Below are 21,168 nucleotides of genomic sequence, written 5' to 3'. Positions count from 1 at the left end.
TCATGCGTATGCGCTGCATGTGTGTGGTGATCCACGGGCCGAACGACCTGCGGCTCGAGGAACAGGAGCCGGGCGAGATCGGCCCGGGCCAGGTGCGGGTCGACGTCGCGATGGGCGGCATCTGCGGATCCGACCTGCATTACTTCCGGCATGGCGGCTTCGGCGCGGTGCGCCTGCAGCAGCCGATGGTGCTCGGTCACGAGGTGGCCGGCACGGTGGCCGCGGTCGCGCCGGACGTGACGTCGGTGAAGGTTGGCGATCGTGTCGCCGTCAATCCGAGCCGCCCGTGCGGGGCTTGCCGGTACTGCGCCGAGGGCCTGCCGAACCAGTGTCTCGACATGCGCTTCTACGGCAGCGCGATGCGGATGCCGCACGTGCAGGGCGCGTTTCGCAACGCGCTGGTGTGCGACGCCCACCAGTGCGTGAAGGTCGCGGACCACGTGCCGCTGTCGCTCGCCGCGCTCGCGGAGCCGTTCGCGGTCGGGTTGCATGCGGTGTCGCGGGCCGGTCCGCTGATCGGCCGGCGCGTGCTGGTGTCGGGCTGCGGGCCGATCGGCGCGCTCGTGGTGGCCGCCGCCCGCGCGCACGGCGCGGCCGAAGTGGTGGCCACCGATGTCGTCGACGAGCCGCTCGCGATCGCACGCGCGCTCGGCGCCGATCGCACGATCAACGCCGCGACCGATACGGAGTGGGTCGCGCGCCACGCCGCGGACAAAGGCACGTTCGACGTGATGATCGAGTGCTCGGGCAACGCGCGCGCACTGCGCGACGGGCTCGACGTGATGCGGCCGCGCGGTGTCGTCGTCCAGCTCGGGCTCGGCGGCGACGTGAGCCTGCCGCAGAACGTCGTGGTCGCGAAGGAGCTGTCGATCTGCGGGTCGTTCCGCTTCCACGCCGAGTTCGCGCTGGCCGTCCAGCTGATCAACGCGGGGCGGGTGGATTTGCGGCCGGCCGTGACCGGCGTGTTCCCGATGCGTGACGCGCACCGTGCGTTCGAACTCGCGGGCGACCGGCGGCGTGCGATGAAGGTGCTGATCGATTTCGCGGACGCGGCGGCGTGATGGCGTGATGGCCGCATTTCCGGCGCCGTGGCCATAAGCGCGGGTGCAGGAGCACGGTGGCCGGCTTACTGCGTCGCCTGCGGCGCACCGACGCGCTGCGACGCGGCCCACAGCGCGATCAGCAGCCCCGCCAGCACCGCGCCCGCGACGCACACGCCGCGCCAGCCGTCGACGCCGAACGCGACGCTCGCCGCGAATGACCCGAACGCGCCGCCGATGAAATAGCTCGTCAGGTAGATCGTCGTCACGCGGCTGCGCGCGTTGCCGGCGAGCGCATAGATCACGCTCTGGTTCGAGATGTGCATCCCCTGCACGCCGACGTCGAGCAGCAGGATTCCGGCGATCAGCGCGGCGAGCGAGTGCGCGCCGGCCGCGATCAGCGCGAACGATGCGAGCACCACGGCCGCGAACAGGCCGGTCGCCATGTTGCCGTGCCCACGGTCGACGAGCCGTCCCGCGGACGTCGCGGCGAGCGCGCCCACCGCGCCGACCACGCCGAACAGGCCGATCTGGCCTTCCGTGTAGCCGTAAGGCGGCTGGCTCAGCAGGAACGTGAGGCCCGTCCACAGCAGGCTGAAGCATGCGAACACGAGCGCGCCGTAGGCCGAGCGCAACGCGATCAGCGGCTGCGCGCGCACGAGTGCGGCGAGCGATTTCATCAGTGCCGGGTAATCGACCTGCGCCTCGCGGCGATCCTTCGGCAATTTCACGGCGAGCACGCCGGTCAGCCCCAGCACCATCAGCGCGGCGATCGCGTAGACCGCGCGCCAGCCGAGCCAGTCGGCCACCGCGCCGGCCGCGACGCGCGCGAGCAGGATGCCGAGCAGCAGGCCGCTCATCACCGTGCCGACCGCACGGCCGCGCGTGCGTGTGTCGGCGAGCGACGCGGCGAACGGCACCAGGAGCTGCGTCGAGCAGGTCACGAAGCCGAGCGCCATGTTCGCGGCGATGAAGGCATGGAAGTTCGTGCTGCACGCGACGGCCGCCAGCGCGACGACGTTCAGCACAAGCAACCGCACGATCAGCGTGTGGCGGTTGAGCGCGTCGCCGAGCGGCACGATCAGCAGCAGGCTTGCCGCATAGCCGAGCTGCGTGAGCGTGACGAGAAAGCCGAGCTCGGCCGGCGCGCGCCCGAAGGTGTGCGCGATCGCGGCGAGAAGCGGCTGCGCGTAATAGATGTTGCCGATGACGATGCCGCATGCGCAGGCAAACAGCAGCGTCATGCCGCGCGTCAGGGTGGGGTGGGTGTCGTGGTGCGGTTTCATGGATCCGGAAAGTGGCGGCGCGCTTCGGTGGTTGCCGCCGTTGGGTGGCGTGGGTTACAGGAGGCGGACCGGTGGCTAGCAGCCGGTCCGGCGTGTCTGGCGGCAGGCGGCGGCGTCGAGCCGTCGGTCCGGCGTGTCGGGCCGCAGGCGTTGGCGTCGGGCACCGGTCCGGCGTGTCGGGCGGCAGGCGTGAGCGTCGGGCAGCCGATCGGCGGTGGACGGGTGAGCTGCCGCTGCGGCGGCGCGGGCCGGGTGAACCCGCGCGGGCTGCCCCGATGCGGGCGGCACGCGCGATTCGCCGGCACGGATGTGCGTATGATGCGGATGTCATGCCATAGCGTCCAAGACTGGCTTGCTATGATTTCTATTGGTTTCACCAATACCTGATCAGCGATGCTCCTTCGCCACATCCGCTATTTCCTGGCCGTCGCCGAACAGCGCAATTTCACGCGCGCGGCCGAGGTGCTGCACGTGTCGCAGCCGACGCTGTCGCAGCAGATCCGCCAGCTCGAGGATCAGCTCGGCGTGCAGTTGTTCGACCGCTCGGGCCGCGCGGTGCGGCTCACCGAATTCGGCGAGGCCTACGCGCGCCATGCGCGCGCGGCGCTGCACGAACTCGACGCCGGGCAGCGCGCGGTCCACGACGTCGCGGACCTGAGCAGCGGGTCGCTGCGGCTTGCGATGACGCCGACCTTCACCGCGTACCTGATCGGCTCGCTCGTCGATGCGTTCAGCACCGCGTACCCGAACGTCGCGCTGACGATCGATGCGATGCCGCAGGAGCGGATCGAGGCACTGCTCGCCGACGACCGGCTCGACGCGGGCTTCGCATTCATGCCCGCGCGGCTGCCGGACATCGACGTGACGCCGTTATGGGACGAATCGCTCGTGCTCGTGGCGGGCCGCACGCACCGTCTCGCGCGCCGCCGCCGCGCGCTGACGCCGGCCGAGCTCGGCGACGAGCCGCTGATCCTGTTGAGCCGTGCGTTCGCGACGCGTGCGAGCATCGACCAGTATTTCGTCGATCACGGCGCGCGGCCGCGCATCGCGATCGAGGTGAACGCGATCAACGCAATTCTCGAGATGGTGCGGCGCGGCCGCCTCGCGACTGTGTTGCCGGACGCGATCGCGTGGGCGAGCGGCGATCTGTGCGCGCTGGAACTCGATCCGCCGCTGCCAAAGCGCACGGCCGCGCTGCTGACGCGCAAGGGCGCGTACCGCAGTGTCGCGGCGCGCGCGTTCGTCGAGCGCACGCTCGCGCATGGCGACGCGCAGGCGCGCGGACACAAGCGGACGTAGGCGAACGTCGGCCGGACGGCGGCGCGACGCGACGAACCGCGGGGACTCGCGCCGCAGGGCGGGAAGGCTGGCGGCCGGGCGCCCGACAGAAGAACGGAAACGCCGGAGCGACCGCTCAGACCGGACAGGCTGAAGAACGCCGGAACCGCCGGAACCGCCGGAACCGCCGGAAAGGCGGAAAGGCGGAAAGGCGGAAAGGCGGAAAGGCGGAAAGGCGGAAAGGCGGAAAGGCGGAAAGGCGGAAAGGTGGAAAGGCGGAAAGGCGGAAAGGCGGAAAGGCGGAAAGGCGGAAAGGCGGAAAGGCCGGCCGCTCCGCAGCTCAGGCGCCCGGCGTCGGGAAGAACACGCCCGCGCGCTGCGCGGCGTTCGAGATGTGCGCCTCGATCGCCACGCCGGCGGCGTCCGGGTCGCGCGCGATCAGCGCATCGACGATCGCGCGATGCTCGTGCCACGTCGAGAACAGCAGCTCGCGCCGGTAAAACGGCATGCGCTGGCTTTCCTTCATGATGTCGGCGCTGCTGCGCAGGATCGATTCGATCGCCGCGTTGCCGGCGAGATTGATGATCCGCATGTGGAATTCGAAGTCGAGCTGCGACGCGTCGTCGAGTTCGTTTTCGGTCAGCGTCACGTGCAGCTCGGCGAGGTTGTCCTCGAACCACGCGATGTCGTCGTCGGTGACGACGCGCGCGGCCATCCGCGCGGCGAAGCCCTCGAGCGCGTAGCGCATCTGGTAGGTGTCGGGCAGCGACGACTGCTCGGCGAACCGCCATGCATGGCCGGTGGTTGCCTGCGCGCTTTCGACGTAGACGCCCTTGCCCGCGCGGATACGCAGCATCCCGAGTGCCTCGAGCGTCGACAGCGCCTCGCGCAGCGACGCGCGACTGATCTCCAGCTCCTCGGAGAGCTGGCGCTGGGCCGGCAGCAGGCTGCCGACCGGATACACGCCTGCCTCGATCCGGTCGCGGATCGTCGCGATGGCGGCGTCGGTCACGGTGTGCGGAACGTTTTTCATGATGTGAACGATGGCCGGTCTGACCGGCATTGTAATCCGCACACGCGCGGTGCACCGCCGGCCTACGGGAAAGTCACGATTCGTCCGGCGATCCGGCGCCGCAGGACGGGGCGGAAGGGGCCGGAGCGGGGCCGGAGCGGGGCCGGAGCGGGGCCGGAGCGGGGCCGGAGCGGGGCCGGAAAGGGGCGGGAAATCCCTATTTTGTTCTTCCTTGACTCGACTATATCGGCTTCCTACTATCGTCCATAACATCACTGGTCTTACCAGTATGAACAGACGAAACTGCAACCGTTGGTTCGGGAGAGCGCCGTGTCGAAATTCCTCAATTCGCTGTTTGGCCGGGTAGTCGTCGCATTGATTCTCGGGGTCGCGCTAGGCGCGTTCTTCCCGCATTTCGCCGAGTCGCTGAGGCCGCTCGGCGACGGTTTCCTGAAGCTCATCAAGATGGTCATCGGCCCGATCGTGTTCTGCGTCGTGGTCAGCGGGATGGCCAATGCGGGCGACCTGAAGAAGGTCGGCCGGGTCGGCCTGAAGGCCGTCGTCTACTTCGAGGTGATGACGACGCTCGCGCTCGGCATCGGGCTCGTGCTCGCGTGGCTCACACGCCCCGGCGTCGGCATGAACATCGATCTGCATTCGCTCGACGCGGCGTCGCTCGCGTCATATGCGAAGAACGCCGAAAGCCTGAAGGACACGGCCGGCTACCTGATGAAGATCATCCCCGAGACCGCGATCGACGCGTTCGCGAAGGGCGACATCCTGCAGATCCTCGTGTTTGCGGTGCTGTTCGGCTCCGCGCTGTCGCTGCTCGGCGACAAGGCGCAGCGCGTGAACAGCCTGATCGAGGAGCTGTCGCACGTGTTCTTCCGCATCATCGGCTTCATCATCAAGCTGGCGCCGCTCGGCGTGCTCGGCGCGATCGCGTTCACGACCGGCAAGTACGGCGTCGCGTCGCTGAAGCAGCTCGGCTACCTCGTCGCGGTGTTCTACCTGAGCTGCTTCGTGTTCGTATCGGTGGTGCTCGGCATCGTGATGCGGCTCGCGGGCTTCTCGGTGTTCAAGCTGATCCGCTACCTGCGCGAGGAACTGTCGATCGTGCTCGGCACGGCGTCGTCGGACGCGGTGCTGCCGCAGGTGATGCGCAAGCTCGAATACATGGGCGTCAAGGATTCGACCGTCGGCCTCGTGATCCCGACCGGCTATTCGTTCAACCTCGACGGCTTCTCGATCTACCTGACGCTCGCGGTGCTGTTCATCGCGCAGGCGACCAACACGCCGCTGTCGACGCACGACCTGATCGTCGTGCTGCTCGTGTCGCTCGTCACGTCCAAGGGCGCGCACGGGATTCCGGGCTCGGCGATCGTGATCCTCGCGGCGACGCTGTCGGCGATTCCCGCGATCCCCGTGCTCGGCCTCGTGCTGATCCTGCCGGTCGACTGGTTCGTCGGCATCGCCCGCGCGCTGACCAACCTGATCGGCAACTGCGTCGCGACGGTCGTCGTCGCGGTGTGGGAGAACGACATCGACCGTGCCCGCGCGAAGCGCGTGCTGAACCGCGAACTGCGCTACGTGCCGGCCGAGGAGGAGGGCGCCGCCGCGCCGCTCGCCGGCGACCAGGCCCACGCGGTCTGAGCGCACGGTTCGATCCTCATCTGCAACAGTGCGCCGGCGCCTCGACGTGCCGGCGCGTCAGTCGAAACAGCTTTGCATGGGACCGGAGTCAGCTAGCTCTGGTCGACCGCGAAGCATGGGATCGGAACAAGCGCTGAAGCGCCAACTCCGATCGACCGCCGTGGGGCAGGCGTAAGCGCTGAAGCGCTAACGCCTGCCAACCACGCCATGGGGCCCGAGCAAGCGCTAAAGCGCTAACTCGGGCCGACACAGGAGACAACATGGCAGCCCCCATCCTCGATCCGAACGCGCCGGCCTTCACGCGGCGCTACATGAACCTCGCCGATCCGCGCGTCGGTGCGCAGGCGCTCTACGCGAGCGACGAGTTCTTCGCGCCGAAGGAGCGCATGCTGAACCCCGAGCCAGCCGTGTTCATCCCCGGCAAGTACGACGACCACGGCAAGTGGATGGACGGCTGGGAGACGCGCCGCAAGCGCACGACCGGCCACGATTTCTGCGTGGTCCGGCTCGCGCGGCCGGGCGTGATCCACGGCGTCGACCTCGACACGAGCCACTTCACCGGCAACTTCCCGCCGGCCGCGTCGATCGACGCATGCGTCGCCGACGGCGACACGCCGCCCGAGGACGCCGAATGGCGCACGATCGTCCCCGCGACGACGCTGCAGGGCAACAGCCACCACTACGTCGGCGTGACCGATCCGCAGCCGTACACGCACCTGCGCGTGAACCTGTATCCGGATGGCGGGCTCGCGCGGCTGCGCGTGTACGGCCAGCCGCAGCGCGACTGGAGCCGCGTGCCGCAGGGCGAGCTGGTCGACCTGGCTGCGATCGAGAACGGCGGCTATCTGGTCGCCGCGAACAACCAGCACTTCGGCGCGGCGTCGCAGATGCTGATGCCGGGGCGCGGCGTGAACATGGGCGACGGCTGGGAAACCCGCCGCCGCCGCGAACCCGGCAACGACTGGGCGATCGTCGCGCTCGCGCGGCCGGGCATCATCCGGCGCGTCGAGGTCGACACCGCGTTCTTCAAGGGCAATTTCCCGGACCGCTGTTCGCTGCAGGCCGCGCACGTGACGGGCGGCACCGACGATTCGCTGGTCACGCAGGCGATGTTCTGGCCCGAACTGCTCGGCGAGCAGAAGCTGGCGATGGATCATGTCCACACGTTCGACACGCTTGCCGCGCTCGGCCCGGTCACGCATGTGCGCTTCAACATCTTCCCGGACGGCGGCGTGTCGCGGCTGCGTCTGTGGGGCGAACCGGCCTGACGGCGGAGGCGAACATGACCCGGCTCCAGACCTTGCGTGTCGAGCGCCTGACCCGCGAAGCGTTCGCGCCGTTCGGTGACGTGATCGCGCTCGAAGGCGCGCGGCATTTTCCGATCAACGGCGGCACGACCGAGCGGTTCCACGATCTCGCGACGATCGACGTCTGCGACGACGGCGGGCGCCCGCTCGTCAGCGTGTTTCGCGCGCAGCCGCGCGCGCTGCCGGTCGCGATCACGATGATGGAGCGGCATCCGCACGGCAGCCAGGCGTTCGTGCCGCTCGCGGCGGTGTCGCGCTACGCGATCGTCGTCGCGCCGGCGGGCGAGTTCCGGCCGGACGCGATGCGTGCGTTTCTCGCGGAAGGGTGGCAGGGCGTGAATTACGCGAAGGGCGTCTGGCACCATCCGCTGCTCGCGCTCGACGCGCTCAGCGATTTCATCGTCGTCGACCGCGGCGGCCCGCAGCCGAACTGCGACGAGATTCCGCTCGACGGCGTGTGGCAGCTCGATCTCGAGCCGGCCTGCACGAGCGCGGCCTGACGCGTGCGCTGACGCGCGCCCGTCGGCGCGGGTCGACGACGCCTCCGAAAAAGACGGCGGCCCGGCCGGCAAGATGCCGGCCGGGCCGCTTGGCCTGGCTTGCGCTTCGCGCGCGGATCAGTGCTTGCGGTGCGGGCAGTTCTCGGTCGTGCAGTTGCCGTACATCGCGAGCGAATGTTCCTGGAGCTTGAAGCCGCGCTCCTTGGCGATTGCCTGCTGGCGGGTTTCGATCTCCGCGTCGAAGAACTCCTCGACGCGGCCGCAGTCGAGGCAGACGAGGTGGTCGTGGTGCGAGCCTTCGTTCAGCTCGAACACGGCCTTGCCGGATTCGAAGTTGCTGCGGGTCAGCAGGCCCGCCTGCTCGAACTGCGTGAGCACCCGATAAACGGTGGCCAGCCCGATGTCGAGCTGCTCGTTCAGCAGGTTGCGGTAGACGTCTTCGGCCGTCAGGTGACGGACGGGACTCTGCTGGAAGATCTCGAGAATCTTGAGGCGCGGTAGGGTGGCCTTCAGCCCGATATTCTTGAGATCCGTCGGATTGGTCATGGCTAGGCATCCCTAGAGTACAATGCAGGGCTTCAATGTTACCGGCTTTTGGCCGTTCCAGAAACACGCGCGGCCTGCGACGCGGGCCAGCACGGTGAGGGAAATGATTCCAGAATCTCTTTCGCACTATCAAAGGAACCGCATGCGGAGTGCCATCATCGCTGCCGCCGCCGTTGCCGCGCTGGCTGGTTGTTCGTCGTACGACAGCGTGACGCAGCGCATCGCGCAAAGCATCACGCCCTACCGGATCACGGTCGTGCAGGGCAACTTCGTGTCGCAGGAGAAGGCGTCGCAGCTGCAGGTCGGCATGACGCGCGACCAGGTCCGCGCGCTGCTCGGCACCCCGCTGCTGACGGACATGTTCCACGCCGACCGCTGGGATTACCTCTTCTACTTCAAGCGTGGCTCGACGTCCGTCGTCCAGCAGCGCGACCTCGTGCTGACGTTCTCGGGCGATCGCCTGACGGGCTGGACGGGGGCCGAGAACCTGCCGTCCGAGCTCGACCTGCTGGCCGACATCGACGGCGACAAGCGCGGCAAGAAGGCGAAGAAGGCAGCCGAAGCCGCCGCTGCGAGCGGTGCAAGCGGGGCAAGCAGCACCGTGCAGGCGACGAGCGAACCGGCGCCGGCTGCGGCCGTGGTGCCGGAAGCGGCGAGCGCCGCCGTCGACCAGGACGCGAACGCGCAAGCCGCACGCGCGGCGAACCGCGCGACCAACCAGGTGTCCGGCCAGGGCGGCACTGCGCGCCGCTTCACGCCGTCCGCGCAGGCAGCGGCCGGCGGCGCGCCGACACCGGGCGGGCAGCCGCCGGGCGTGAATCCGGCGATCCAGCCGCAGTTCCAGTTCCATCGCCCGCCGCAGCCGGCCGCGTCGAACGAGACAGCGCCGCCCGTTGGCCCGCAGGGCTCGGACACGCTGCAGAACCAGCCGCTCACCGCACCGGGCCAGTCCCAGTAAGCGCGTGAAAACGGGGCGGCATGCGCCGTCCCCACTCAACCTGTCGTACAGAAAGCCATGAAGATTGCGATTGCCGGTGCGTCGGGCCGTATGGGCCGGATGCTGATCGAAGCCGTTCTCAACGATTCCGACGCGCAGCTGGTCGGCGCGCTCGACCGTGCCGATTCGCCGCACCTCGGCCAGGACGCGGGCGCGTTCCTCGGCAAGGAAACCGGCATCAAGCTGACCGACGATCTCGATGCCGTGTTCGCGCAGGCCGACTACCTGATCGATTTCACGCGCCCGGAAGGCACGATCGCGCACGTCGAGGCCGCGCTGCGCCACAACGTGAAGCTCGTGATCGGCACGACCGGCTTCACCGACGAGCAGAAGGCCACGCTGCACGCGGCCGCCGGGAAGATCGGCATCGTGTTTTCGGCGAACATGAGCGTCGGCGTGAACGTCACGCTGAAGCTGCTCGAATTCGCCGCGAAGCATTTCGCGCACGGCTACGACATCGAGATCATCGAAGCCCATCACCGTCACAAGGTCGATGCGCCGTCGGGCACCGCGCTGATGATGGGCGAAGCCGTCGCCGGCGCGCTCGGGCGTTCGCTCGACGACTGCGCGGTGTATGGCCGCCACGGCGTGACGGGCGAGCGCGATCCGTCGACGATCGGTTTCTCCGCGATCCGCGGCGGCGATATCGTCGGCGATCACACCGTGCTGTTCGCCGGGATCGGCGAGCGGATCGAGATCACGCACAAGTCGTCGAGCCGCGTGTCATACGCGCAGGGCGCGCTGCGCGCGGTGCGCTTCCTGTCCGAGCGCGGCGCCGGCCTGTACGAGATGCAGGACGTGCTCGGCCTGCGCTGACGCGCGCCGGACACTCCGATGGCGATCCCCACCGGCGTTATCCACTACCTCGAAAGCGGCGACGCCGTCACGCACGCCGTCGCCTACGTGCTGCTGGCGATGTCCATCGCCAGCTGGTGTTTCCTGTTCCTGAAAGCCTGGCTGCTGGTCCGCGCGAAGCGGCAGGGGCCGGGCGCGGTCGCCGCGTTCTGGCGCGCGCCGACGCTCGATGCGGGCATCGCGGCGCTCGCCGGCGCCGACCGCGAGCGCGTGTTCGTGCCGCTCGCCGAAGCCGCGCGCGACGCGTCCCGCGACCATGATCCCGCTGCGCTGGCCGCGCGCGTCGAGCACGGCGAACGCGTGCTGCGCGCGCTGCGCCACGCGATGCTGCGTTCGCAGCGGCGGCTCGAATTCGGCCAGGTGCTGCTCGCGTCGATCGGCAGCACCGCGCCGTTCGTCGGGCTGCTCGGCACCGTCTGGGGCATCTATCACGCGCTCGGCAGCATCGCCGCGAGCGGGCAGGCGCAGATCGAGAATGTCGCGGGGCCGGTCGGCGAGGCGCTGATCATGACCGCGTTCGGGCTCGTCGTCGCGATCCCGGCCGTGCTCGCGTACAACATCCTCGGGCGCCTCGTGCGCCAGCTCGCCGAGGAGCTCGACGGCTTCGCGCGCGACCTGCACGTGTTCGTGTGCGCGAACGACGCCTGACGCGCGCCTTCCGGAGGGACGACCATGGCATTCGGCGGACTGGAGCACCACAAGACGTCCGCGCCGATGGCGGAGATCAACATGACCCCGCTGATCGACGTGATGCTCGTGCTGCTCGTCATTTTCATCGTGACCGCGCCGCTGATGACGCATGCGATCCGGCTCGACCTGCCGAAAGTCGCGGCCAGCGCCGCGCGCGACACGCCGCAGAGCATCACGCTGTCGATCGACGACGCGGGCAAGCTCTACTGGGAAGACGCGCCGGTCGCGCTCGACGCGCTGCCCGCGCGCTTTCGGGCCGCCGCCGCGGGCAGCCAGCCACCCGAGCTGCGCCTGCGCGCGTCGCGCGCGACCCGCTACGACGTGATCGCGCAGGTGATGGGCGCCGCGCAGGCCGCGGGCCTCACGCGGATCGGGTTCGTGACCGACCTGCCGGCGCCGCACGGCGGTTTCGCGGCACCGTCCGGCGCACCCGCGCCGCGCTGAGCGGTTCGGGGCCGGTCTCGCGGGCGCGGGCCGGTTGCTGCCACCGGCCGCCGCTGCCGGCCCTCGCCCGCGAGACCGGCCGTGAGGGCCGGCGCGGACGGTATAATCGATGTTTTTCCCGGTTGGCAGATGCTTTCCCGGTCACCCGGAACGTTCCCGGTCACCCGGAAAACATCCGGAAACCCGGGCAGGCCTGGAAGCACCGGGCCTGCCTCGCCGCCGGGCCAGCACGATTTTCGATCCACTCCCGCGCGAGCCGTCGCGGCGCGCCGCTTAAAGCCTAGTCCGAACCACACCATGCACGAGAGATACGTACCCGCCGACGTCGAAGCCGCCGCCCAGCGTGACTGGCGCGCCGCCGATGCTTACAAGACGAAGGAAGACACGCAGAAGCCGAAGTTCTACTGCGTGTCGATGCTGCCGTACCCGTCCGGCAAGCTGCACATGGGTCACGTGCGCAACTACACGATCAACGACGTGATGTACCGCTATCTGCGGATGAACGGCTACAACACGCTGATGCCGATGGGCTGGGACGCGTTCGGGATGCCGGCCGAGAACGCCGCGATGGCGAACGGCGTGCCGCCCGCGAAGTGGACCTACGACAACATCGATTACATGAAGGGCCAGATGCAGTCGATGGGGCTCGCGATCGACTGGTCGCGCGAGATCGCGACGTGCAAGCCCGACTACTACAAGTGGAACCAGTGGCTGTTCCTGAAGATGCTCGAGAAGGGCATCGCGTACAAGAAGACGGGCACCGTGAACTGGGACCCGGTCGACCAGACCGTGCTCGCGAACGAGCAGGTGATCGACGGCCGCGGCTGGCGTTCGGGCGCGCTCGTCGAGAAGCGCGAGATCCCGATGTACTACCTGCGCATCACGCAGTACGCGGATGAGCTGCTGAACGACCTCGACGGCCTCGGCTGGCCCGAGCGCGTGAAGATCATGCAGCAGAACTGGATCGGCAAGAGCTTCGGCGTGAACTTCGGCTTCCCGTACGAACTCGACGGCGAGCAGAAGCTGCTGCGCGTGTTCACGACGCGCGCCGACACGATCATGGGCGTCACGTTCTGCGCGATCGCCGCCGAGCATCCGCTCGCGACGCATCTCGCGCAGGGCAAGCCCGAGCTGCAGGCGTTCATCGACGAGTGCAAGCGCGGCGGCGTCGCCGAGGCCGACATGGCGACGATGGAGAAGAAGGGCGTGCCGACCGGCTTCACGGTCAAGCATCCGCTGACGGGCGAGCCGGTCGAGGTGTGGATCGGCAACTACGTGCTGATGAGCTACGGCGAAGGCGCGGTGATGGGCGTGCCCGCGCACGACGAGCGCGACTTCGCGTTCGCGAAGAAATACAGCCTGCCGATCAAGCAGGTGATTGCGGCCGAAGGCCAGACGTACTCGCTCGACGCGTGGCAGGAGTGGTACGGCGACAAGGACGTCGCCGTGTGCGTGAACAGCGGCAAGTACGACGGCCTGAACTACGGCGCCGCGGTCGACGCGATCGCGGCCGACCTGAAGGCCGGCGGCTTCGGCGACAAGCAGGTCACGTGGCGCCTGCGCGACTGGGGCGTGTCGCGCCAGCGCTACTGGGGCACGCCGATCCCGATCATCCACTGCCCGTCGTGCGGCGACGTGCCGGTGCCGGAGCAGGACCTGCCGGTCGTGCTGCCGGAAGACCTCGTGCCGGACGGCTCGGGCAACCCGCTCGCGAAGTCGGAAGCGTTCCTGAACTGCACGTGCCCGAAGTGCGGCGCGGCCGCGAAGCGCGAAACCGACACGATGGACACCTTCGTCGATTCGTCGTGGTACTTCTCGCGCTACACGGCGCCGGATGCCGACACGATGGTCGACGCGCGCACCGACTACTGGATGCCGATGGATCAATACATCGGCGGCATCGAGCACGCGATCCTGCACCTGCTGTATTCGCGCTTCTGGACCAAGGTGATGCGCGACCTCGGCCTCGTGAAGTTCGGCGAGCCGGCGAAGAACCTGCTGACGCAGGGGATGGTGCTGAACGAGACGTTCTATCGCGAGGACGCATCGGGCAAGAAGACCTGGTACAACCCGGCCGACGTGACCGTCACGTTCGACGACAAGGGCCGCCCGGTTGGCGCGACGCTGAACGCCGACGGCCAGCCGGTCGTGCTCGGCGGCATCGAGAAGATGTCGAAGTCGAAGAACAACGGCGTCGATCCGCAGGTGCTGATCGACCAGTACGGCGCGGACACTGCGCGCCTGTTCACGATGTTCGCGGCGCCGCCCGAGCAGCAGCTCGAGTGGTCGGGCGCGGGCGTCGAGGGCGCGAGCCGCTTCCTGCGCCGCGTGTGGAGCTTCGGCGCGACGAACCGCGCGGCGCTCGCGGAGCGCGCGGCGTTCGACGCGGCGAAGCTCGGCGATGCCGACAAGGCGCTGCGCCGCGAGATCTACAGCGTGCTGAAGCAGGCCGATTTCGACTACCAGCGCCTGCAGTACAACACGGTCGTGTCCGCCGCGATGAAGATGCTCAACGCGGTCGACGGCGCGAAGGGCGCGACGCCCGCGGTGCTGCGCGAGACGTACGGCGTGCTGCTGCGCGTGCTGTACCCGGTCGTGCCGCACGTCACGTTCGAGCTGTGGAAGGCGCTCGGCTACGCGGACGAGTTCGGCCCGCTGCTCGACGCGCCGTGGCCGAAGGTCGACGAGGCCGCGCTCGAGCAGGCCGAGATCGAACTCGTGCTGCAGATCAACGGCAAGGTGCGTGGTTCGCTGAAGGTCGCGAAGGACGCGAGCCGCGACGCGATCGAAGCCGCGGCACAGGCCGACGAGATGTTCGCGAAGTTTGGCGAGGGCAAGCCGGCGAAGAAGATCGTCGTCGTGCCGGGCCGCCTCGTGAACATCGTCGTCTGACGGCCGAAGGCCGTCCGGACGCAAACTGAAGGAGCGAAGGTGATCCGCAGATCGTTTTTGATGCTCGTCGGCAGCGCGGTCGCGCTGTCGGCATGCGGTTTCCAGTTGCGGGGCCAGCAGGATTACGCGTTCAAGCACCTGCTGGTGGTCGGTGCGCAGCCGGCGGTTGCGGCGCGCTTCACGCGGCTCGTCGAGGCTGGCAGCGACACGAAGATCGTCAAGGTGCCGGACCAGGCGGATGCGGTGCTGCAGATGTCGGAATCGCGCGGCCAGAGCACGCTGACGCTCAACAAGTACGGCTCGGCGCAGGAGTATGCGCTCAATTATTCGCTGAGCTACACGCTGACGAGCAAGGACGGCACCGTGCTGATTCCGCCGAGCGTGATCGCGCTGAACCGCGCGATGACGTACAGCGACCAGTACACGAACGCGAAGTCGCAGGAAGCCGATATCCTGTACGGCGACATGCAGAACGACGCGGTCGACCAGCTGATGCGGCGTCTCGCGATCGTCCACTCGCTGAATCCGGCGCCGGAAGACGTGGTGCCGGGCGTGGCGCCGCGCGCGCCGCTGCCGCCGCCGCCGCTGTGATCGCGGGCGCACCAACCGATGCAACTGCGACTTGACGCGCTGGAGCCGCACCTCGCGAAGGGGCTGGCCGGGCTCTACACCGTATTCGGCGACGAGCCGCTGCTCGCGCAGGAGGCGTGCGACCGGATCCGCGCCGCCGCGCGCGCAGCCGGCTTCACCGAGCGGTCGGTGCATACCGTCGAGCGCGGCTTCGACTGGAGCGTGCTGCTCGGCGCGACCCAGGCGATGTCGCTGTTCGGCGAACGCCAGCTGATCGAGCTGCGCATTCCGTCCGGCAAGCCGGGCAAGGAAGGCGCGGACGCGCTGAAGGCGCTCGCCGCCGCGAACAATCCGGACGCGTTGATGCTCGTCACGCTGCCGCGCCTCGACGCGGCGACGCAGAAATCCGCGTGGTTCACCGCGCTGTTGAACGGCGGCGTCGCGCTGAAGATCGATCCGGTCGACCGCGCGCAGCTGCCGAACTGGATCGGCCAGCGTCTGTCGATGCAGGGCCAGCGGGTCGCGGCCGGCGAGGACGGCCGGCGCGCGCTGCAGTTCATCGCCGAGCGCGTCGAGGGCAACCTGCTCGCCGCGCACCAGGAAATCCAGAAGCTCGGCCTGCTGTATCCGCAGGGCGTGCTGTCGTTCGAGCAGGTGCACGACGCGGTGCTGAACGTCGCGCGCTACGACGTCTTCAAGCTGAACGAAGCGATGCTCGCCGGCGACGCCGCGCGGCTCGCGCGGATGATCGACGGGCTGAAGGGCGAGGGCGAGGCGATCGTGCTCGTGATGTGGGCGGTCGTCGAGGAATTACGCACGCTGCTGCGGATCAAGCGCGGCGTGACGGCCGGCAAGCCGCTCGCGACGCTGTTGCGCGAAAACCGCGTATGGGGGCCGCGCGAACGGCTGATCGGTCCCGCACTCAATCGCGTGACCGAAGCCGTGCTCGAGAAGGCGCTCGCGTTCGCTGCGCGGCTCGACCGGCAGGTCAAGGGGCTCAGCGCCGTGACGCCCGGCCGGCGCCCGCAGGACGAGCCGCCGCCCGATCCGTGGGACGGCCTGTTCCAGCTCGCGATGACGGTTGCCGGCGCCACGAGTGCGCAGCGTGCGCAAGGTGAGCGACCGCCGACCGCGGGTCGCGGCGTGCGGCGCTAAGTCCCGCCTCCGGCGTCAGCGCGCCGTCCGCAACCCGCATACAATTGCTTCGACAACCGGCGCGGCTGCGCCGCGCGCTTCCCGATGATTTGATGCCGCCCTGAGCGGCTCGCTTTTCGAGTCACACGATGGATATCGATCAGTACATGACGGACCTGGGCCGCCGCGCCCGGCACGCTTCCCGCGCGATGGCGCGCGCCAGCACGGCGGCGAAGAACGCAGCGCTCGATGCGGTCGCCCGCGCGATCGAGCGCGATGCACCGGCGCTGAAGGATGCGAACGCACGCGACGTCGCGCGCGCCCGCGAAAAAGGGCTGGATGCGGCATTCATCGATCGCCTGACGCTGTCCGACAAGGCGCTGGCGACGATGGTCGAAGGCCTGCGCCAGGTCGCGTCGCTCGCCGATCCGATCGGCGAGATCGGCAATCTCAAGTTCCGCCCGAGCGGCATCCAGGTCGGCCAGATGCGCGTGCCGCTCGGCGTGATCGGCATCATCTACGAGTCGCGCCCGAACGTGACGATCGACGCGGCCGCGCTGTGCCTGAAGTCCGGCAATGCGACGATCCTGCGCGGCGGCTCCGAGGCGCTCGAATCGAATGCCGCGCTCGCGAAGCTGATCGGCGAGGGGCTCGCTGCCGCGGGCCTGCCGCAGGACGCGGTGCAGGTGGTCGCGACGGCCGACCGTGCGGCGGTCGGCAAGCTGATCACGATGACCGAATACGTCGACGTGATCGTGCCGCGCGGCGGCAAGAGCCTGATCGAGCGCCTGATCAACGAGGCGCGCGTGCCGATGATCAAGCACCTCGACGGGATCTGCCACGTGTATGTCGACGATCGCGCAGACCTGGCCAAGGCGCTCACCGTCTGCGACAACGCGAAGACGCACCGCTACGGCACCTGCAACACGATGGAGACGCTGCTCGTCGCGAGCGGCATCGCGCAAGTCGTGCTGCCGCCGCTCGGCCGCCTGTATCGCGAGAAGAGCGTCGAGCTGCGCGTCGATGCCGCCGCGCGCGCGGTGCTCGCCGACGCCGGCGTCGGCCCGCTGGTCGACGCGACCGAAGAAGACTGGCATACCGAATACCTCGCGCCGGTGCTCGCGATCAAGGTCGTCGACGGCCTCGACGCCGCGATCGAGCACATCAACCATTACGGCTCGCACCACACGGACGCGATCGTCACCGAGGATCACGACCGCGCGATGCGCTTCCTGCGCGAAGTCGATTCGGCGAGCGTGATGGTCAACGCGTCGACGCGCTTCGCCGACGGCTTCGAGTTCGGCCTCGGCGCGGAGATCGGCATCTCGAACGACAAGCTGCATGCGCGCGGGCCGGTGGGCCTCGAAGGGCTGACGTCGCTGAAGTACGTCGTGCTCGGGCACGGCGAAGGCCGTCAGTAACCGCGAGGACACGACCGATGGCGATGCTCTGGGTCAAGACATTCCATATCGTATTGATCGCCGCGTGGTTCGCGGGGCTGTTCTACCTGCCGCGCATCTACGTGAACCTCGCGATGGAAACCGATCCGGCCGCGGTGCGGCGCCTGCTCGTGATGGCGCGCAAGCTGTTCCGCTTCATGACGCTCATCGCGGTGCCGGCGCTCGCGTGCGGGCTGTGGCTGTGGCTCGTGATCGGCATCGGCCAGGGGCAGGGCTGGGTGCACGCGAAGGTCACGGTCGTGCTGCTGCTGATCGTCTATCACGCGTACTGCGGCCATCTGCTGAAGGTGTTCGAGCGCGGCGAGAACCGCCGTTCCGACAAGTGGTATCGCGTGTTCAACGAACTGCCGGTGCTCGGGATGCTCGCGGCAGTCGCGCTCGTCGTCATCAAGCCGTTCTGACCGGCAATCCGCTGGCCTGGTGGCCGCATGAGAAACGGCGCCCCGCGGGGCGCCGTTTCTCGTTTACGCGGTCGTGCGGAGCATTGACGCTCGCGGCTATTCCTTCGCGTTCGCGTCGATCCGCCGGCGCGTGATCGCCTCCTTCGCGCGGCCGACGCGTTCCATCAGCGCGGGGCCGCGCGACAGCGCGACGCCGACCGCGAGGATGTCGCCGATCGCGAGGTGCGACATCCGCGACGTCATCGGCGAGAACACGTCGGTTTCCTCGGCGACGTTCGACGCGAGGCTCACCGTCGCGAGCCGCGACAGCGGCGAGTGGCTGTGCGTGATCGCGACCACCTTCGCGCCGCACGCGAGTGCCGAACGCGCGGCGTCGACGATGTCGCGCGTGCGGCCGGTGTTCGAGATCGCGACGACCACATCCTGCGGGCCGAGCAGCGCCGACGACATCGAGAACGTGTGCGGATCGGAATACGCGACGCTCGGCACGCCGAGCCGGAAGAACTTGTGCTGGATGTCCTGCGCGGCGATGCCCGAGCCGCCCGCGCCGTAGAACTCGATCCGCGAAGCGTTCGACAGCAGCGCGATCGCATCGGCGACGCTGCCGGCCGACAGGCTGTTGCGTACTTCGATCAGCGCGCCGATCGTGCGGTCGAACACCTTGCCGATGATGCCGGGCGCGGGCTCGTCGGGCTCGACGTCGCGGTAGACCGACGACACGCCCGGCGCGACGCTTTGCGCGAGCCGGATCTTGAATTCGCGAAAGCCACTGCAGCCGAGCGCCTGGCAGAAGCGCGCGATCGTCGGCTGGCTGACGCCCGCGCGCGCGGACAGCTCGGTCATTGCAAGGTCGAGCACCTCGCGCGGCGCGGCGAGGATGTAGTCGGCAAGCTTGCGCTCGGACGGGCGCAGTTCGGGGCGGATCGCTTCTATGCGGGGCAGCATTGGGCAGCTAACGTCAATCGGGTTCGGATGAGCGAGTGTATCGCAACCGAATTGTAGAAAATCTACAAGAAATTGCTAGCGCTGATGGTGCACATGATCGGGTGTGTTGGAGATCGGAGGCCTAGGGTTTATACCGATATTTGCCGGAAATAAAGCGATTTTGTGTTGGGTTGGTGTGAGAATCCGCATTGCATGCTTGTAGTTTTTCTACTAGACTGCCTGCGTTCAGTCGTTGCATTCGACCGTCCCCACGATTCCAACCGCCGGTGTCGGCCGGCATACAGGAGCGCCCAGCATGTCCTCGCTGCATCCCATCCTCGCGAAAGTCACCGCACGCGTGATCGCGCGCAGCCAGTCGACCCGTTCCGCCTACCTGAAGCGCATCGATGGCGCGCAGGGCAAGTTCCCGGCGCGCGGCGCGCTGTCGTGTGCGAACCTCGCGCACGGTTTCGCGGGCCTCGAAGGCAACGACAAGTTCGAAATCAAGGCGATCAAGCAACCGAACATCGGCATCGTGTCCTCGTACAACGAGATGCTGTCCGCGCACGCGCCGTACAAGGATTTCCCCGACATCATCAAGGCAGCCGCGCGCGAGAACGGCGGCGTCGCGCAGTTCGCGGGCGGCGTGCCGGCGATGTGCGACGGCGTCACGCAGGGCAACCCGGGGATGGAGCTGTCGCTGTTCTCGCGCGAGGCGATCGCGATGGGCACCGCGATCGCGCTCACGCACAACATGTTCGACGCGGCGCTGTGCCTCGGCATCTGCGACAAGATCGTGCCGGGCCTTTTGATCGGCGCGCTGCAGTTCGGCCACCTGCCGACGATCTTCGTGCCGGCCGGCCCGATGACGAGCGGCCTGTCGAATGACGACAAGGCGAAGATCCGCCAGCAGTTCGCGACCGGCCAGGTCGGCCGCGATGCGCTGCTCGAAGCCGAATCGGCCGCGTATCACGGCCACGGCACCTGCACGTTCTACGGCACCGCGAACAGCAACCAGATGCTGATGGAGCTGATGGGCCTGCATCTGCCGGGCTCGGCGTTCGTCCATCCGCACACGCCGCTGCGTACCGCGCTGACGGCCGAGGCCGCGCGCCGCGTGCTCGACCTGACCGTCGAGCGCGGCAACTACACGCCGATCGGCCACGTGATCGACGAGAAGGCGATCGTCAACGGCATCGTCGCGCTGCTCGCGACGGGCGGCTCGACCAACCATACGCTGCACCTCGTCGCGATCGCGCGCGCGGCCGGCATCCTGATCGACTGGGACGATTTCGACGAACTGTCCGCCGCGGTGCCGCTGCTCGCGAAGATCTATCCGAACGGCAAGGCCGACGTGAACCACTTCCACGCGGCGGGCGGCATCGCGTTCCTGGTGCGCAACCTGCTCGAGGGCGGGCTGCTGCACGAAGACGTGACGACGGTCGCGGGCAAGGGCCTGTCGCACTACACGAAGGAGCCGAAGCTGATCGACGGCAAGCTGACGTGGGTCGATGGCGCGGCCGCAAGCCACGACACGAAGGTGCTGCGCGGCATTCACGAGCCGTTCCAGCCGGACGGCGGCCTGCGCCTGATGCAGGGCCGGCTCGGCCGCGGCGTGATCAAGATCTCGGCGGTTGCGCCCGAACATCGCAAGGTGAAGGCGCCCGCGGTCGTGTTCGATTCGCAGGAAGCCGTGCAGGCAGCGTTCGACCGCGGCGAGCTGAAGCGCGATTTCGTCGCGGTGGTGCGCTTCCAGGGCGCGCGCGCGAACGGGATGCCGGAACTGCACCGTTTGACGCCGCTGCTCGGCGTGCTGCAGGATCAGGGCTTCCATGTCGCGCTCGTCACCGACGGCCGCATGTCGGGCGCGTCGGGCAAGGTGCCGGCCGTGATCCACGTGTCGCCGGAGGCGCTGTTGAACGGGCCGCTCGGCAAGGTGCAGACGGGCGACACGCTCGTGATCGACGCCGAGGCGGGGGTGCTCGACATCGAGGTCGACGACGCCGAATGGCACGCGCGCCCGGTCGCGCAGCCGCTGCACCAGGCGGACAACGAAGTGGGCTTCGGCCGCGAGCTGTTCGGCGTGTTCCGCGCGGCGGCCGCGCCGGCGGAGCATGGCGCGTCGGTGTTCGGGGCGCTGGTCGGCGAAGCCGCCGCCCACGTCACTGCGTAATTTCAA

19 protein-coding genes are annotated in these 21,168 nt (G+C 68.6%); 15 read left to right on the top strand and 4 right to left on the bottom strand.

Annotated elements, in window-relative coordinates; translation table 11 throughout:
* Positions 1-2: 2 nt before the first annotated feature.
* Positions 3-1,061: an L-idonate 5-dehydrogenase gene (locus ACV22Z_RS26990; protein ID WP_448079332.1), complete on the top strand. Its 1,059-nt coding sequence runs from the start codon at positions 3-5 to the stop codon at positions 1,059-1,061.
* Positions 1,062-1,126: 65 nt separating this feature from the next.
* Here ACV22Z_RS26990 and ACV22Z_RS26985 read toward each other — a convergent pair whose 3' ends face one another.
* Complete coding sequence (locus tag ACV22Z_RS26985; RefSeq protein WP_448079331.1) at positions 1,127-2,326, bottom strand: MFS transporter; 1,200 nt, start codon at positions 2,324-2,326, stop codon at positions 1,127-1,129.
* Between the two features lie 393 nt (positions 2,327-2,719).
* Between ACV22Z_RS26985 and cynR the strand changes: the two genes are divergently transcribed.
* On the top strand, positions 2,720-3,625 hold the full coding sequence (cynR, locus tag ACV22Z_RS26980) for a transcriptional regulator CynR (protein ID WP_448079330.1): 906 nt from the start codon (positions 2,720-2,722) through the stop codon (positions 3,623-3,625).
* 319 nt (positions 3,626-3,944) lie between these two features.
* Here cynR and ACV22Z_RS26975 read toward each other — a convergent pair whose 3' ends face one another.
* Complete coding sequence (locus tag ACV22Z_RS26975) at positions 3,945-4,667, bottom strand: FadR/GntR family transcriptional regulator (RefSeq protein WP_448079329.1); 723 nt, start codon at positions 4,665-4,667, stop codon at positions 3,945-3,947.
* A gap of 279 nt (positions 4,668-4,946) precedes the next feature.
* Here ACV22Z_RS26975 and ACV22Z_RS26970 point away from each other — a divergent pair, with 279 nt between their 5' ends.
* The 3 genes from ACV22Z_RS26970 to ACV22Z_RS26960 all read left to right on the top strand — a co-directional run bounded on the left by ACV22Z_RS26970 (position 4,947) and on the right by ACV22Z_RS26960 (position 8,076).
* Entirely contained in the window at positions 4,947-6,269 is a 1,323-nt protein-coding gene (locus tag ACV22Z_RS26970) for a C4-dicarboxylate transporter DctA (RefSeq protein WP_448079328.1), read from the top strand.
* 260 nt (positions 6,270-6,529) lie between these two features.
* Complete coding sequence (gene alc, locus ACV22Z_RS26965; RefSeq protein ID WP_448079327.1) at positions 6,530-7,537, top strand: allantoicase; 1,008 nt, start codon at positions 6,530-6,532, stop codon at positions 7,535-7,537.
* Positions 7,538-7,551: 14 nt separating this feature from the next.
* Positions 7,552-8,076, top strand: coding sequence for an ureidoglycolate lyase (locus ACV22Z_RS26960; RefSeq protein ID WP_448079326.1), 525 nt, complete (start codon positions 7,552-7,554; stop codon positions 8,074-8,076).
* A gap of 117 nt (positions 8,077-8,193) precedes the next feature.
* On the opposite strand, the gene fur is transcribed toward ACV22Z_RS26960, so the two are convergent.
* Complete coding sequence (fur, locus tag ACV22Z_RS26955; protein WP_448079325.1) at positions 8,194-8,622, bottom strand: ferric iron uptake transcriptional regulator; 429 nt, start codon at positions 8,620-8,622, stop codon at positions 8,194-8,196.
* 142 nt (positions 8,623-8,764) lie between these two features.
* On the opposite strand from fur, the gene ACV22Z_RS26950 reads away from it, so the two are divergent.
* The 9 genes from ACV22Z_RS26950 (at position 8,765) to ACV22Z_RS26910 (ending at position 18,065) form a co-directional block, all read left to right on the top strand.
* Entirely contained in the window at positions 8,765-9,580 is an 816-nt protein-coding gene (locus ACV22Z_RS26950; protein ID WP_448079324.1) for an outer membrane protein assembly factor BamE, read from the top strand.
* A gap of 57 nt (positions 9,581-9,637) precedes the next feature.
* Positions 9,638-10,435, top strand: coding sequence for a 4-hydroxy-tetrahydrodipicolinate reductase (gene dapB, locus ACV22Z_RS26945; RefSeq protein WP_448079323.1), 798 nt, complete (start codon positions 9,638-9,640; stop codon positions 10,433-10,435).
* A gap of 18 nt (positions 10,436-10,453) precedes the next feature.
* The gene (locus tag ACV22Z_RS26940) at positions 10,454-11,122 is read left to right on the top strand and encodes a MotA/TolQ/ExbB proton channel family protein (RefSeq protein ID WP_448079322.1); all 669 of its coding nucleotides are present in this window, start codon (positions 10,454-10,456) and stop codon (positions 11,120-11,122) included.
* 24 nt (positions 11,123-11,146) lie between these two features.
* The gene (locus ACV22Z_RS26935; protein ID WP_448079321.1) at positions 11,147-11,608 is read left to right on the top strand and encodes an ExbD/TolR family protein; all 462 of its coding nucleotides are present in this window, start codon (positions 11,147-11,149) and stop codon (positions 11,606-11,608) included.
* A gap of 297 nt (positions 11,609-11,905) precedes the next feature.
* Positions 11,906-14,500 (top strand): leucine--tRNA ligase, encoded by a 2,595-nt coding sequence (gene leuS, locus ACV22Z_RS26930; RefSeq protein WP_448079320.1) that lies wholly within the window; start codon positions 11,906-11,908, stop codon positions 14,498-14,500.
* 39 nt (positions 14,501-14,539) lie between these two features.
* Complete coding sequence (locus ACV22Z_RS26925; protein WP_448079319.1) at positions 14,540-15,091, top strand: LPS-assembly lipoprotein LptE; 552 nt, start codon at positions 14,540-14,542, stop codon at positions 15,089-15,091.
* Positions 15,092-15,109: 18 nt separating this feature from the next.
* Positions 15,110-16,225, top strand: a complete 1,116-nt coding sequence (holA, locus tag ACV22Z_RS26920; RefSeq protein ID WP_448079318.1) for a DNA polymerase III subunit delta — start codon at positions 15,110-15,112, stop codon at positions 16,223-16,225.
* Between the two features lie 128 nt (positions 16,226-16,353).
* Entirely contained in the window at positions 16,354-17,625 is a 1,272-nt protein-coding gene (locus ACV22Z_RS26915) for a glutamate-5-semialdehyde dehydrogenase (protein ID WP_448079317.1), read from the top strand.
* A 17-nt stretch (positions 17,626-17,642) separates the two neighbouring features.
* Positions 17,643-18,065: a CopD family protein gene (locus ACV22Z_RS26910; RefSeq protein ID WP_448079316.1), complete on the top strand. Its 423-nt coding sequence runs from the start codon at positions 17,643-17,645 to the stop codon at positions 18,063-18,065.
* Positions 18,066-18,161: 96 nt separating this feature from the next.
* On the opposite strand, the gene ACV22Z_RS26905 is transcribed toward ACV22Z_RS26910, so the two are convergent.
* The gene (locus ACV22Z_RS26905) at positions 18,162-19,010 is read right to left on the bottom strand and encodes a MurR/RpiR family transcriptional regulator (protein ID WP_448079315.1); all 849 of its coding nucleotides are present in this window, start codon (positions 19,008-19,010) and stop codon (positions 18,162-18,164) included.
* A gap of 295 nt (positions 19,011-19,305) precedes the next feature.
* Here ACV22Z_RS26905 and edd point away from each other — a divergent pair, with 295 nt between their 5' ends.
* On the top strand, positions 19,306-21,162 hold the full coding sequence (gene edd, locus ACV22Z_RS26900) for a phosphogluconate dehydratase (RefSeq protein WP_448079314.1): 1,857 nt from the start codon (positions 19,306-19,308) through the stop codon (positions 21,160-21,162).
* Positions 21,163-21,168: the final 6 nt, after the last annotated feature.

This window comes from Burkholderia sp. PU8-34 (assembly GCF_053427725.1).
This window is presented reverse-complemented; position numbering and strand designations above follow the sequence as displayed.

Coding starts and splice junctions, on each gene's coding strand:
- leuS (WP_448079320.1), top strand. CDS start 11,906: ATGCACGAGAGATACGTACCCGCCGACGTCGAAGCCGCCGCCCAGCGT.
- ACV22Z_RS26905 (WP_448079315.1), bottom strand. CDS start 19,010: ATGCTGCCCCGCATAGAAGCGATCCGCCCCGAACTGCGCCCGTCCGAG.
- ACV22Z_RS26935 (WP_448079321.1), top strand. CDS start 11,147: ATGGCATTCGGCGGACTGGAGCACCACAAGACGTCCGCGCCGATGGCG.
- ACV22Z_RS26985 (WP_448079331.1), bottom strand. CDS start 2,326: ATGAAACCGCACCACGACACCCACCCCACCCTGACGCGCGGCATGACG.
- ACV22Z_RS26950 (WP_448079324.1), top strand. CDS start 8,765: ATGCGGAGTGCCATCATCGCTGCCGCCGCCGTTGCCGCGCTGGCTGGT.
- edd (WP_448079314.1), top strand. CDS start 19,306: ATGTCCTCGCTGCATCCCATCCTCGCGAAAGTCACCGCACGCGTGATC.
- ACV22Z_RS26940 (WP_448079322.1), top strand. CDS start 10,454: ATGGCGATCCCCACCGGCGTTATCCACTACCTCGAAAGCGGCGACGCC.
- ACV22Z_RS26975 (WP_448079329.1), bottom strand. CDS start 4,667: ATGCCGGTCAGACCGGCCATCGTTCACATCATGAAAAACGTTCCGCAC.
- cynR (WP_448079330.1), top strand. CDS start 2,720: ATGCTCCTTCGCCACATCCGCTATTTCCTGGCCGTCGCCGAACAGCGC.
- fur (WP_448079325.1), bottom strand. CDS start 8,622: ATGACCAATCCGACGGATCTCAAGAATATCGGGCTGAAGGCCACCCTA.
- ACV22Z_RS26910 (WP_448079316.1), top strand. CDS start 17,643: ATGGCGATGCTCTGGGTCAAGACATTCCATATCGTATTGATCGCCGCG.
- ACV22Z_RS26960 (WP_448079326.1), top strand. CDS start 7,552: ATGACCCGGCTCCAGACCTTGCGTGTCGAGCGCCTGACCCGCGAAGCG.
- holA (WP_448079318.1), top strand. CDS start 15,110: ATGCAACTGCGACTTGACGCGCTGGAGCCGCACCTCGCGAAGGGGCTG.
- ACV22Z_RS26990 (WP_448079332.1), top strand. CDS start 3: ATGCGTATGCGCTGCATGTGTGTGGTGATCCACGGGCCGAACGACCTG.
- dapB (WP_448079323.1), top strand. CDS start 9,638: ATGAAGATTGCGATTGCCGGTGCGTCGGGCCGTATGGGCCGGATGCTG.
- ACV22Z_RS26915 (WP_448079317.1), top strand. CDS start 16,354: ATGGATATCGATCAGTACATGACGGACCTGGGCCGCCGCGCCCGGCAC.
- alc (WP_448079327.1), top strand. CDS start 6,530: ATGGCAGCCCCCATCCTCGATCCGAACGCGCCGGCCTTCACGCGGCGC.